Origin of the sequence: Teredinibacter franksiae, assembly GCF_014218805.1 — a bacterium.
GTDB classification, from domain to species: domain Bacteria; phylum Pseudomonadota; class Gammaproteobacteria; order Pseudomonadales; family Cellvibrionaceae; genus Teredinibacter; species Teredinibacter franksiae.
Genome location: NZ_JACJUV010000001.1, coordinates 3,527,294 through 3,540,370 on the forward strand (window position 1 = coordinate 3,527,294; position 13,077 = coordinate 3,540,370).

General features: G+C 45.2%; 9 protein-coding genes. 4 read left to right on the top strand and 5 right to left on the bottom strand.

Features of this window, described 5'->3' with window-relative positions:
* Window positions 1–128: 128 nt before the first annotated feature.
* Window positions 129–2,708: a glycoside hydrolase family 9 protein gene (locus H5336_RS14995; RefSeq protein ID WP_376766535.1), complete on the bottom strand. Its 2,580-nt coding sequence runs from the start codon at window positions 2,706–2,708 to the stop codon at window positions 129–131.
* 558 nt (window positions 2,709–3,266) lie between these two features.
* Window positions 3,267–3,875 (bottom strand): M23 family metallopeptidase, encoded by a 609-nt coding sequence (locus H5336_RS15000; protein ID WP_185235069.1) that lies wholly within the window; start codon window positions 3,873–3,875, stop codon window positions 3,267–3,269.
* Between the two features lie 403 nt (window positions 3,876–4,278).
* Here H5336_RS15000 and H5336_RS15005 point away from each other — a divergent pair, with 403 nt between their 5' ends.
* On the top strand, window positions 4,279–4,440 hold the full coding sequence (locus tag H5336_RS15005) for a hypothetical protein (RefSeq protein ID WP_221628063.1): 162 nt from the start codon (window positions 4,279–4,281) through the stop codon (window positions 4,438–4,440).
* Window positions 4,441–4,619: 179 nt separating this feature from the next.
* Here H5336_RS15005 and H5336_RS15010 read toward each other — a convergent pair whose 3' ends face one another.
* Window positions 4,620–5,153 carry a hypothetical protein gene (locus tag H5336_RS15010; RefSeq protein ID WP_185235071.1) on the bottom strand — a complete coding sequence of 178 codons (534 nt, stop codon included), beginning with the start codon at window positions 5,151–5,153 and terminating at the stop codon, window positions 4,620–4,622.
* A 447-nt stretch (window positions 5,154–5,600) separates the two neighbouring features.
* Here H5336_RS15010 and H5336_RS15015 point away from each other — a divergent pair, with 447 nt between their 5' ends.
* The 3 genes from H5336_RS15015 to H5336_RS15025 all read left to right on the top strand — a co-directional run bounded on the left by H5336_RS15015 (window position 5,601) and on the right by H5336_RS15025 (window position 10,686).
* Window positions 5,601–7,211 carry an ABC-F family ATPase gene (locus H5336_RS15015; protein ID WP_185235072.1) on the top strand — a complete coding sequence of 537 codons (1,611 nt, stop codon included), beginning with the start codon at window positions 5,601–5,603 and terminating at the stop codon, window positions 7,209–7,211.
* A gap of 653 nt (window positions 7,212–7,864) precedes the next feature.
* Window positions 7,865–9,625, top strand: coding sequence for a hypothetical protein (locus tag H5336_RS15020; RefSeq protein ID WP_185235073.1), 1,761 nt, complete (start codon window positions 7,865–7,867; stop codon window positions 9,623–9,625).
* 662 nt (window positions 9,626–10,287) lie between these two features.
* On the top strand, window positions 10,288–10,686 hold the full coding sequence (locus H5336_RS15025; protein ID WP_185235074.1) for a Fis family transcriptional regulator: 399 nt from the start codon (window positions 10,288–10,290) through the stop codon (window positions 10,684–10,686).
* A gap of 263 nt (window positions 10,687–10,949) precedes the next feature.
* On the opposite strand, the gene H5336_RS15030 is transcribed toward H5336_RS15025, so the two are convergent.
* Together H5336_RS15030 and H5336_RS15035 are read right to left on the bottom strand one after the other, a co-directional pair.
* Window positions 10,950–12,101, bottom strand: a complete 1,152-nt coding sequence (locus H5336_RS15030; protein WP_185235075.1) for a hypothetical protein — start codon at window positions 12,099–12,101, stop codon at window positions 10,950–10,952.
* 291 nt (window positions 12,102–12,392) lie between these two features.
* A complete protein-coding gene (locus H5336_RS15035; protein ID WP_185235076.1) occupies window positions 12,393–12,800 on the bottom strand; it encodes a response regulator in 408 nt (135 codons plus the stop codon).
* Between the last annotated feature and the right edge of the window lie 277 nt (window positions 12,801–13,077).

Sequence of the window (13,077 nt, forward strand, 5' to 3'; positions counted from 1 at the left end):
AATACCTTTACCCGTTACGGTAATGTAACGAATACCATATCGCGGAATAGCCGGGTGGAAGCGGTAGTTACATAAAAAAATCCCGCCATAAAAGCGGGGTTGTGACTAACGAAGTTTACTTTTATTGGCTAACGTTCAGCACAGAAACCGACAGATGTATCGATTTCTCCCGGTTGTAGTTGCGAATTCCAGCTCACGCCCCTAACATTCAGCAAATTACCGGTTTGGCCCCATTCACCATTCCAAAGATTGGTTAGGGTGCCTTCAATTGTTACTGTTACATCCCAGGTCATTACGGCTGAATCAGTATTGGCCAGTCTTAAAGTGCCGCAGTAACCTGCTCCCCAATCATTGTTCACATCTACCGTTGCCAGTAGCTTGCCGGCTTCAGCAGGTGAGCTAGAAGTGCTGCTCGAAGAAAGCGAGGTGCTGGAAGAGCTACTAGAGCTACTAGAGCTACTAGAGCTACTAGAGCTACTAGAGCTACTAGAACTGCTGGGTGGAATGGAACTTGAGCTTGAGGAAAGGGAGCTTGAGTTGGGCACACTGCTGCTAGAAGTGGAACTGCTTGAAAAGCTCGAAGGCTCTTCGCCCCACACCAAATCACCACTTTCGTTATATAGCGTAATGTTGTGTGCGAGTTCAAATGAATCGCTGTTTAACCCCGTGAACGATGGGTCATTGGTGTAGTCCCATCCGCCCTTTACGTAGTCACCAACAAAAATTTCCATTGTGGCGGTTCTCTCTGAATCACCGACTGGCGAGAGCGTTCCGGCAACACCCTCAATAAAATATAAGCCTGGTACAGTTCCCCACTTTTGTAGTGAAATTTGGTTTTTATTCGAAGAGTCATAGTACGCGGAAAGCACTAAGTTATTAATATCGTAGCCAGCCGTTTCCTCATCACTTAAATCCATAAAGTAACGGAAGCTTGCGTTAACCACTTCTCTTGGGGGGTAGGCTGTTGCGTTGTTCATTTTAATATTCAGCAGTGAACCAGATTGACGATCGTCACCATTAGGGTAGCCAACTTTTGCCGTCACATAGGCCTCTGGTGTGGAACGATCTTCTGGTTGTGGAAAGTCGGCCAGAGCGGTGCCGCCGTGTATGCCTACCAAGCCGGCTAAGGCGCCGGTGAGACCTGCATTCATATCGGTTGCAACTTCTGTCATGGGAAAGTCCGCACGATCTGTTGAAAAACTATCGTCGTCGCCGGGACCGCCTGCTATTGCACCATAAAGAATATGGCGAGGCTTTTCTGGGTCGTTTATATCATTGCGGTTACTGCCATGAGAGGCCCTGTGGTGCGCGGCCAACTGCCATTGTTCACCATAGCCCACAAGGTAGCTCAAATTGTGAGGGTTATCACCCATAATATAATTCAATTGGCGGGTAGCAAAGCTCGCTAATTGACTCTGAAAAGCTGGATTTTTTGTGTGGTCAGCGAGGTAGTTGCGATGTACCAGTGCTACCATGGAGGCCATTGCCGCAGCGCGCGCCGAAGCGAAGCCGTCCAAGTAGATCATGCCTCCCGGCGTGTAGCGCTTATTGTTGAGAAGCTCGTTCAGGTAATTGGTGCAATGTAACTCGTAGTCATAAAAACCATCGTAGCGCTCTGCGTCGGTGATCATTGTATCGTTTGCGTATTCGGGCAGCGCGGCAATATCTTCCATCAAGTAGTACACGGCATTGCGAATATCATCCCAGGCGGGATACCAGGCGAAGTGACCGGTATTCTCGGCAATTAGAGTGTAGTCCTCTTCGGCCTTGTGTAAATACTCAGGGTTTTTGGTGGCAATATACAGCCAGCCTGCCGCCCAAGGGATTTCGTCTTTGGCTCCAGAGCTGGAGTTGTAGTAGCTCATGGCATAGTTGTAGCCTTCGTTATCAATCATAGAGTTGGTGTAAGTACCGGGGTTAGGGTCTTTGCCTCCGTGGTCGAAATCTTTTGTTTGATAAGCAAAATCAAAAAGTTGTTCGGCATGCCTCAATAGTTCTTTTGCGTAAATAGCATCCTGAGGGTTATTAACGCTATTCTTGTCAAAAATAAGGGATGCAATGGTAAGTGCCGCGGCTGTCTGGCCAACTAAATCCGCTCCGGGATTTTCGATTGTGAGTTTTATCGCTGGGCGATAGGTGTCCGCGCCGTGGAGTTTTTTCAGTTCGAGCGCTTGGGTCTCAGGTGCAGCCCAAAGGGAGTGATCAATTACGCCGTCCCCCACTTGCCCGTAAAATTCATTTTCTGCTACATGAGCTTTTAGAAAATAGTCACTCACCCAACGTATGTTGTCCAGAACATAGGGTAATTGGCCACTTGCTTCATAGGCGTCCCAAAATTCAAGGACACCCCAGCCCATAATGCTGCTGGAAAAAGCCATCGGCAGGCCGAACTTTACATGATCACCGGCGTCGTGCCAGCCTCCAGTTAAATCCAGGTTGATAAACTCACCAAATTGGTTGTACTGACCATCGTCCAAGTAAGAATCGCCGCGCCACTCTACTCTGTTAGGTAGAAAACCTGCGTGAAGATCTGTTGCAAGGAAGTCGTTTTCTTCATCCGGTAGCGCACCAGATCGCTGAGCTTCGTAGAAGTAAATTGATTTTTGTAGCGCTTCTACATAGTTGTACTCTGCGGCGTTGGTGGATACGGTGATAAGTGCAAAAGCGGCCATAGTCAGTGGGGTGATTGTTTTTTTTAAACGAGACATAGTCTCCTCCGTTATATTCGCGAAAAGCAACTCGTTACCAGCAGGTGTATCGCAGCATTTATTATTGAGGTGATGATGTTTTTCAAAAAAGTGAAGCTAGTACAGCTGTTGCGGGAGCCTAATCTAGCCGCCGTAGAAAGTAAAAGTTGAAAGTTTGGGCCTTGTACGTGGCGCACCAAAAAATTTGATTTCGATTAAATTTTGGCTTGAATAAAGCAATGGTAGCTCGCAGACAATTCTTATAAATGGTGTTGATAGTACGAGGTAATAATTATTTTGTTTCGTTGGCGCTGAGGGAATGCGGAAATATAATTGGGCGGTTTTTACACTTTTTTTTAGGGCGCTCGCGTACACAGGTGTGATTATTTAGAGTTGCCAAAGTGCAGATTACTAGTAGCATCTCCAGTTATCGTATTTTCTATGCTTTAGTGGTTTCGGTGACTGTTTTTGTAAGAATCTGTTGTCCAGAACTATATTGCTTCCGCGGTCGAAATGAGAAATCTTGATATTCTACTAATTTATCAGCTTACTTGAATACGGTATAAAAAATGTTTGCCATCACTTTACTTCTACAAAATTCCAATCAAAACGGGAGCAGTATCCATTATTGCTGTCAAAACTGGATTGACTGTCTGGGGGAGATGTTTTAGTGCTGATAAGGGCTCCTGGCGAAACACTGGAATCAGTACCCCCGCGAATAATTCCACCGTTGGTTCCGCTGCGGAATGTGGGCGAATAGGCGTAACAAATTAGGTCCGTATCAAATTCAATGTGTAGATGGGCGCCAAAGCTTTTGCCGCCGGTGTTCCCGTAGAAACCAATGGTAGTGTCTTTATCGACCATCTGAGACTTGGCTATAGAGATGCTCTTTAAATGCCACATGCGGCAAACAACACTAATCACACTGCCTGCTACTAAGCGTCCCCATGATTTTTGCACTTTAACATTGTTGTAGCGAATGATTATTGTGTTTCCCGTGTTAACATCTGGCCCAGCTTCCAATACATTCCCCGTGCCAAGTGAGTAGAGGCGTGTATTGCTCCTAGCTAGATCTGTATAATCGCAGCCGTAGTGCGAAAAACCGTTTTCCCGTAGATACCTAGCATCCTTGTAGCCAGCGGTGCAGCGCATTGAATTAATCGGCTGAACTAAATTTTGTTCACTCATGATCAGTCCTTGTTGCTATTTTTTGCGGAAGTGTAATAAAAGCTTTTCTACGGCATGGAGGGAGTTTTATCAATGAATCATGTTAACTATTTGACGCATGACAAATGAGGTTTTTAATTATATCGTTTTGGTGTTTTATAGGCTGGTCTGTAGTCAAGCGATATTTCTATGGCTGCACTTTGGGTTTTCTCTAAGACTGTTATTTCTATGCTGCCGATATCAGTGAGGTATCCATTGTTTGCCGCTGGTAACTTCGTCAGAAACCTGAAAAATAATGCTCGTTAGTATTTTAGTTCTAATGGGGGGAAACACTGGCCGATATTCTTTATCCATCGATATTTGGTTTTCGATATCGATCTGGTGTTTGGGGATATTTTAATTGCTAGCGTTGATACTGTGTACAATGTTGTGCCCAGTATTTAAGTTGATCGAGGATGAAACTAAAAGCACCCGTTTGTTTGGTGCTATTGAAGTTGGTGTGGGTGTTGAAATTAATTGTCCTGGTGTTGTCTATGGTGATGGCTATTGCCTAGCTAATGTCGATTGGTTGAATGAAAGCGAGTAAAGATCGTTTGTGTTTCTGCTCTTGCTTGGAAATTTCGTGTGGCAACATAGTTGCGTTGCTCAGCGAGAGCCGTATCACATGGCTGTGATCAGCCAAGTAGAAAACGAAATATTTAATACTAACGCCTTCTGAACCATAGGTGTGGTTGTGCCGATTCGCTGGCGGGCAACTAACGCTGGTTACCCCTCAAATTGCGGTAGGCTATTCAAGAATTTTTTACCAGCACCAGATATCCATAAGCTACCGTTCTTAAACTTTGCCGCAAAGGCAAGCCGGCCAAATAGCGCGGAAATAACGATAACGAGTACCAGCGTGATAGATACACCGATTAATGCGCCGTTGTCGGTTGCCGCGCCCATAAAGATACCGGCTGTTGTTAATGCAACTAAGACCCACTGAAAGGCAATAAACATCTTTCTCTTTTTAATGTGTTTGTCACAGAGCGGCAGTTCGATTTTAAACTTCTTTTGAAAGATCAGTGCAAGAATAATCGTTAAAAGCAGGGCCACCAATATAGTGAGGTATATCCAAGGGTTTAAATAGGTTAGCTTAACTTTCTTTTTGTTTTGTGTGTCATCGTTACATTTAAAGCAGCGGGATGGCAACGTATCCTCTGGGGCCATAACAATATAGCGCCCTTTGCGTTTAATATCGCCGGGAGTAGAGTCGACCAGCTTGGCCTCCGGAGGGGTGTAAGCGGAATCGGTGGTCATCTGGGTATCCTTATGCTTTATATCAGTCGATTAAGTAATCATATATTGTTGAGAGTCGATTTGTAGCCTGTACGCGGGTTTTATTGTGTTATTTGACTTTTTTGATCTGTTATACCGTTACGCTTACCTCAGAAGGCCGAGCCTAGCCGGATCGTAGGGTGTTTCCCAGGTACGTTTCCATGATGAGTTTACATGTGTGGATGGCCCTGTAAATCGGCTCTCTAGGCTGTCCATATGGCGTCCTCACAGCTCCGGCATTGGCTTTTCATATGCTTGATTCAGTAGCCCTAGCCTTTTTGATTATGCGGGGGGGGGTTGGTGCTGTATGTTTTTTGCGCAAAAACTCGACAAATGCCCCTTAAGTCTCTATAGTGCGCGCCCCTTGTGCCTATCGAAAAACACACGTTATTCGCTTCGCTCCCCCTATTTTGTATTTGGACACTTTCATTGATTACTACAGCAAACATCACCATGCAATTCGGCGCAGCGCCGTTGTTCGAAAATATTTCCGTTAAGTTCGGAGCAGGAAAACGCTACGGGCTTATTGGCGCTAACGGCTCTGGCAAGTCCACGTTTATGAAAATTCTTAGTGGTGAGTTAGCGCCCACTTCCGGCACGGTATCGTTTGAGCCGGGTGTGAAAGTCGGCACACTTAGCCAGGACCAGTTCGCGTTCGAGCAATACAGCGTGATAGATGCCGTGATTCAGGGCGATGTTGAGCTGTGGAAAGTAAAACAGGAGCGTGAGCGTATTTATAGCCTGCCTGAAATGAGCGAAGAAGAGGGCATGCTGGTGGCCGGTCTAGAAAGCGAATTTGCAGAAATGGACGGTTACAGCGCAGAAAGCCGCGCGGGAGACATACTTTTGGAGGCCGGTATTGCCGAGCAATATCACTTTGGCCCTATGTCGGAAGTAGCCCCAGGCTACAAGGTTCGTGTGTTACTAGCACAAGCCTTGTTTTCCAACCCTGATATTCTGCTGCTAGACGAGCCCACAAACAACCTAGATATTCACACCATCGGTTGGCTGGGCACGGTGCTTAATGAGCGCAAATGTACCATGATCATTATTTCGCACGACCGTCACTTTTTAAATTCGGTGTGTACCCACATGGCAGACATAGATTACGGGGATTTGCGTATATACCCCGGTAACTATGAAGCCTTTATTCAGGCTTCTACGCTCATTCAAGAGCAGCTGCACACCGAAAACGCCAAGAAATCGGTCGAAATGGAAGAGCTGCAGTCGTTTGTGAACCGTTTCTCCGCCAACGCATCGAAGGCAAAACAGGCCAGCTCACGGGCCAAGCGCTTAGAGAAAATTTCACTAAACGAAATTAAGTCCTCTAGCCGACAGTCGCCCTATATTAGCTATCAGCAGTGCAAAAAACTGCACCGCCAAGCATTAGTGCTGGAAGATTTGGCGCACGGCTACGACGGCGAAGCGCTGTTTAGTAAGGGCAATATTATCCTGGAAGCCGGTGCACGCCTTGCTGTTATTGGCGAAAATGGTGCTGGAAAGTCCACTTTTTTACGCTGTCTTATTAGCGAAATACAAGCTAACAACGGTGTTGTTAAATGGGCAGAAAATGCCACACTCGGCTATTGCCCACAAGATAGTACAGGGGATTTTGATTGCGATTCCACGTTGTTTGAATGGATGTCGCAATGGCGCCAGCCCAAACATGACGACTTGGCCGTACGCGGCATGCTGGGACGCCTACTGTTTACCTCTGACGATGCTAATAAAAAAGTGCGCGTGTGCTCCGGGGGCGAAAAAAATCGCTTACTCTTTGGCAAGTTGATGATGATGGATACCAATGTCCTGGTAATGGATGAACCCACCAACCACTTAGACATGGAGTCGATTGAAGCGCTGAATACGGCGCTTAAAAAATACGACGGCACCATAATTTTCGTTAGCCATGACAGAGAGTTCGTATCGTCGCTGGCTACGCGTGTTATCGAGATTAAAGATCAGCAAGTGCTAGATTATCAGGGCAACTACAATGAGTACCTTGCCCACAAAAATAAAGAAAAGGAGCAGGCGGCGGCTTAAGGCCTCTTATCTACTTTAAACAACTGAGCAAGCGCCAAAATTTTTAGATCGGGCGCTTGTGTGCCGTTCTGTCCATTCCGGGCGAACGTTTATGTTTTAACACGCGCCCATGCGTATTGCCCTTAGGGCAATTAAAAATCACGCCTGTATCATTCCTTCTTTACTCGAAATCGCCGGGCCCATGAGCGTTCGCCTGCACTAATGGTGCACCCCTTTATACCCATGCCCACGCCTAAGTTGTACCTATTCGTGCGCCGCCCCAAGAAACCCCCTTTGCCCGTCATTCATTCTATAGAGCTAGTTGCGGTATCAATATGTGTGCCGTCATTTGATATGATATATCAATGGAGCTAAGCCTAGTACCTGTTGTGATAATTCGCACAAAGTTTAGTTTGAAATTAACGAGACTATTTTTATTTGGTAATAATAGTTTGTTTTTAAATGCGGGTGAGAAAACACATAGTGTTTTTATTAACGCGAAATAAATAGGCCTGTTTTTCGTTATTTTTAGAAACTATATATAGGCGCGAGGTTGTTATGTATAAATGATTGAAGACAAGAAGACCGTTGCTCTGATTAAATCACCCAACCTCTAATGTAGAAGGTTTTCTCAAGTACCATAGCCCCAATAAATAGCGTAAAAGGAGTTTACGATGATTATTTCAGAAGACCAGTTTCGGCTCAGGCAGCGTTTCGAAGATATTGAGCTGGGTAGAGTTATCCCTCAGTTCTTTTTAAGGCCATGCCGCCTAAAAATACTAATGGTGGTAGACGGGTTTCCAGGAAGTTTTTTGAATGTTTCCTATAGCCATTCCTATTTTGGCTTATCCGCTGTGTTAGATACGCTGCGCGATAACCCTGAACACTTTGTAAAATTTGATGTGACGCGCGCACACAGGCAAACGGATACCTTCAAGCCGAACCCTGCTACAGATCCAGATTTGCACGATAAGTACGGTCCGCATTTCGAAAATTTTCGTTTTGATCAGCCGGGTTTCAATGTTGACGAATACGATCAGATTTGGTTTTTCGGTGCGCGAGGGAACCCATTGGATAGCCAGCGTCTATCGATCGATGAGCTGGAGGTAGTATCGCGTTGGATGGATGCCGGTGGTGGTGTTTTTGCTACGGGTGATCACGCTGACTTGGGTGCATCATTGTGTTCGGGTATACCTCGGGTGCGCAGTATGCGTAAATGGACAGCAGCACAATCGGTACCCTCCGGAAGTGGAGTGAATCGTCACGACACCTTGGATAAAGGTGACAATTCGGTCTACACCTTCGACGATGAGTCGGACACCACCCCTATGACGATAACCTACAAAAAATATGCGCTAAATTCTTTTTCCCCGTTCGTAAGGCGACACCAACCTCATGCGCTCCTGTGTGGGCAAAAAGGTGTCATCGATATACTGCCTGATCACCCACATGAAGGCGAGGTGATCGATACCGCCGGCATAAACTTGTCCGCAAGCTTTAGCTTTAATGGCTATAGCAACGACGAATTTCCAAGCGCTACTGTTTCGGGGCCAAAGCCAGAGGTTGTTGCTTGGGCGCATGTTAAATCAGACCACACAGCCGTATCCGATCTAAACAAAGGCTTTGTTAACGCAAAAACGTTCGGCGCTATCGGTGCATATGATGGTCAAGACGTGGATATAGGGCGAGTGGCTGTCGATTCAACCTGGCACCATTGGTTTGATGTGAATTTAACCGGGCGTCCTCAATCAAGGTTGGACAGCCCACCTAACAATGCTTCAAACCCAAAAACGGAGGGTTTCTTATATGATGCAGCAGGGCAGGCGGAGTATAGGCGCATTCAAAATTACTTCCGTAATGTGGGTATGTGGTTGGCCGATAAACCTAAGCAGCGTTGTATGTTTATACGTGCACTATGGGGAAGCCTGATTCGCTATCCTCTCGTAGAAGAAATCCATTCGCGGTTGACTATTTGGCAGTTGGGAGAGCTAGCACGAGACGCTATTGGTAGAACCTCCAGTAAATGTACCCTAAACCGTTGGGTTATCGATTTATTTCCTGTCGAAGTATTAGATCCTTGGCGTAAATTCGAACTGCCGGATGACTTTCCTGGCCCCTGCCTAACCTGTCCGCCGCTGGAGTCGCTGGAGATATTTACGCTAGGTGGCATTATGCAAAATATTGTTGAAGTCACCGATATCAAGTCAAACGCAAGGCTTGAGGAGGTTGACGAAAAGCTATTGTCAGAGGCATTGGTGAAGGGGGCTGAAACGGGTTTACAGTTATTTGTGGAAAACTTTAAGCAAAGCATCAGTTTGAGCGAGAAATTTGTATCAGATATTGGTGCGGCAGCAAAAGACCTACCAAAAGCCTCGTGCTTTGAAGCACAGTCCCGTCCTGTTAGCTGTAAGAAGAAAACCACAGAGCTAGCCTAGGTTTGACACATTGGCATTCAATGCTGCAGGCTTTATGGCCTGCAGCATGCTTGCTGTGCATATTATTGGCGACATTGCCCGCACCGACTTAGCGGGCTTTCATACATCCGGGTGTTTCCATATGGGAGGTACTGGGTGCCCAGGATCTGTGCAATCTGTTACCTATATAGTTACCGCTTGCGAGAAATGTAAGCGGCGACCCTGCGTTTAGTTATACCCACATTTTTGGCGCAGGAAAGCTTTAGGCTTGCTACAGATGGTTGAGCAGGACTAGTCACGAATGGTTAAGCTTGTGGATGATGAATACATAAATCGAGTTTATCGGATATGATCAGGGCTAACTTTGGAGATTGAAAGTAAGGTTGGCGACATACTTGCCAAAGGTTAGCTAAAGCGTTAAAAGCGCTTTTCAAAAATTAGTAAAATAAGCGGATGTCCGGTCGCTAGCCCTCTAGTTCCAGTCAGGGTTCATTGTATTGCAAAACCGCGCGTAACCAAGTAATACTATGACCCTATAATAGCCGTCTACTTTTTCGACGCGTATGTGATCAACTGGATTGCCATAATAAACGTGGTTACATGCTCGATAGTAGTTAGTTGGGCGAAAGCCTCATTAAGTAGAATAGTGGTTGGCAGAGAAGCAATAAAAAATGAGAGTGTGAATGGCAAAGGCACAAAGTAAAACACAGAAAAAAATTGAGAATAGTATTAGAAGCGTACTCGTCGATGTGTGTGAGCAGAGTTTAAAAGATGTGGATGGCTTTCAGTGGATCACTCATCAGGTAAATTTTACGGATTTTCCCGCTAGCTTAATGATCACAGTAGCCTTTGATAATGATGCAGATTGTGAACGGCCCGAATGTAGTGGGGGCGCACCTAATATCAGGAAGTTAATCCAAGCCAAATTGCTAAGAATTGGCGTGAAGCTTAAGGGGGTTAATAACCAAATTTTATTTGATTCCGAAGAGTCGTGCGAGAGAGATCATGATGGCGACTGGCAGGTGAGGCTTGACGCCAGAAAGGGGCGGTCTATTCCAAGAAATCGTCCAGATCATGCTTGATAAAATCCACCTATAAAAATATTTTGTAATGGATGAGTCCAGTCTTTTTGGCTGATCTACATGGAGAGTTTTACTGAGTGCCCACCTACAGGTTCGTGCTCCCATGTTAGTCGAGCCTTCTTTTGGCTTAAGAAGCGCACCCTGTGCGCCCACAGACATGGCGTTTAGGGATTGTAAGTTGTGTGGTTATTTAATGCAGATAGCGAGTAGCTCCTCCCCGCTATATAAATATTTTATCGATTAGGGCGTGAGTAGTGTGCCGCTTACATTATTTGAAAGACGAGCGGTATACCGGGTAGAACGTCGTATGTCAGGTAGGCACTCCAGCCTGACATGAGTTTGCGAAATCCGGATAGAGATTTACCCGAGATGCGAATGTTGGTTTGCATATGCTGGGTAACGTACTCGCCAGCAGGGACCCGTATATGCGATATAGCCATATAGGCAATTTCTCTGTCTTCCTGCTTAAGGATAATAAATGAATCTTCCAGCTCGAAATCGTAAATCGTAGGGTTTAGGACCTGCAAGGGGAAGTTGATGGATATTTCCCCTTGCTCTTTAAGCAGTGACATCATTGAATCCATTTTTACATCAACTTCGCTCCAACCAATGGCGTATTCCATTTTAAGCGCTTGGGATTTATGGTGAATACTTACAAAAATGCTGCTGTGAAAAATAACACCTAGGCTAAAGAGTACGCCAATGACCAAATAGGTGTATTGTCTAAGCCTTGGTGTTAAGGGTTTTATGTTTTTAGCTTGTGGCAAAATAGCGCTTGCCAAATAGGTGCCTGATGCAATAGCAAAACTTAAGACGAATAAATTCAAAGCAAATATATAGGCTGAAACCTCGATTAGAGTAAGCTCGTTTTGGTTCAGCCAATACTTTCCTATATAAAGTGCAGGCAGTGTGAAAATCGCGCCCCAAAAAACGGTGAATAAAAAGTGTTTGAGCAGCAGGCGTAAAACAGCGTTGTACTTAATGCCATGGCGCTGGAGTGTTGGGGTAATAAAGTCAATACTAAAAGTGAAGGCCAAAAAAAGTATGCTTAATACTTCCGCTATTACTCTTGTGTAGGTGTATGGGTAATAGCCAATGGCGAGAATAATCATCTGTGAGATGACATACAGCAGTATAAGTTTGGATTCTTCAGTGGCCTGCATCCATAAAGGCAGCTCTTTTCCTTGCCCATTTGGAAATCCTTGTGATTTCTCATAGGCAGCAGAACATTTTTCTTTTATTGGAAAGAGCAACAGCGATGCCATAACAAGGGAGCCGCCCGAAACCAACCCCGCCAGCACAACTTTAGACTGCGACGAAAAGAAAAAATCGACAATAATATCGGCTGCTCGGTGCCACGAACTTGGGAATAAATAGCTCAGTACCGCCTGATAAATTGCCTGCTGATGTTTCACTCCAAGAAAAGCGCAGGTGCCAAATATGACAAGGCCTGAAAAGAAGTAGAGCAAAAGAAAACGCGATGATTGCTTTGAGTGCAAAAAATTGGCTTTGCTAATGCTTGTGAGGACTAATGTGAGTTTGTACACTACTTAAAATGCCCGCGTGTATGAGTTTTGGAAATGCTACCACAAGGTGACATTGCTTTTGTTGTCTTCTTTAGCCGTGGGCTGAATGCAATGTAAGGCCTGCCCTTTGGTGATCACGCGTACCTTTGCCCTAAGTTGTTGCCCGTATGATATCGCTAATTATGGAAGTTTTACTTTACGAAGTAGCTTTATAAAACGATATTCCAGTTCTTTTGGTTGAAAGGGTTTCGATAAATAGTCACTTACACCAGCCTCTAACGCATTAACCACTCTTTCTTTTTCGGTTGTGGCGGTTAGCATGAGAAACGGAATGTGACAGTAATTTTCAGCGTTCCTGACGAGTTTAAGCAGCTCCAAACCGGATACTTTTGGCATGTCCCAGTCGCAAATTATTATGTCTATACGAGTACTTTTCATTATCTTCCATGCCTCGTCGCCGTTGGGGGCAATATGAATTTTCTGAACCCCAATGTCCTTAAGGCACGAATTTACTACGCTGCGTATAGATTCCATATCATCTACAACTAGCACGTTGATCGTTTGAAATATTCTATCCATCTTATCCATAAACTACCCTACCATGAAGGCTTAGTGTCGCCAGAAGAGACTGCTGGGATTAGCTATAGTCGATAGGGGAATAATAAGCGATGCAACCAATAAAATGTATTTCATGCGCGATTCCTTTTTGAGTTGTAATAATCATATATGCGTCGAGGAGGATATTTGTTCGTGATCATTGGGAATTACGGTCTTCCGGCCCACTACCTCCGATAGTTGTCACGAAGACTCTATTCCAAATTCACCTCCATTGCGCGTATATGAAAAACGAAAAGTGTTATGTTAG

What these genes read in the sequence shown, in the direction of transcription:
- H5336_RS15000 (WP_185235069.1), bottom strand. Translation starts at nt 3,875, where the DNA reads ATGAGTGAACAAAATTTAGTTCAGCCGATTAATTCAATGCGCTGCACC.
- H5336_RS15005 (WP_221628063.1), top strand. Translation starts at nt 4,279, where the DNA reads ATGTTGTGCCCAGTATTTAAGTTGATCGAGGATGAAACTAAAAGCACC.
- H5336_RS15020 (WP_185235073.1), top strand. Translation starts at nt 7,865, where the DNA reads ATGATTATTTCAGAAGACCAGTTTCGGCTCAGGCAGCGTTTCGAAGAT.
- H5336_RS14995 (WP_376766535.1), bottom strand. Translation starts at nt 2,708, where the DNA reads ATGTCTCGTTTAAAAAAAACAATCACCCCACTGACTATGGCCGCTTTT.
- H5336_RS15025 (WP_185235074.1), top strand. Translation starts at nt 10,288, where the DNA reads ATGGCAAAGGCACAAAGTAAAACACAGAAAAAAATTGAGAATAGTATT.
- H5336_RS15010 (WP_185235071.1), bottom strand. Translation starts at nt 5,153, where the DNA reads ATGACCACCGATTCCGCTTACACCCCTCCGGAGGCCAAGCTGGTCGAC.
- H5336_RS15035 (WP_185235076.1), bottom strand. Translation starts at nt 12,800, where the DNA reads ATGGATAAGATGGATAGAATATTTCAAACGATCAACGTGCTAGTTGTA.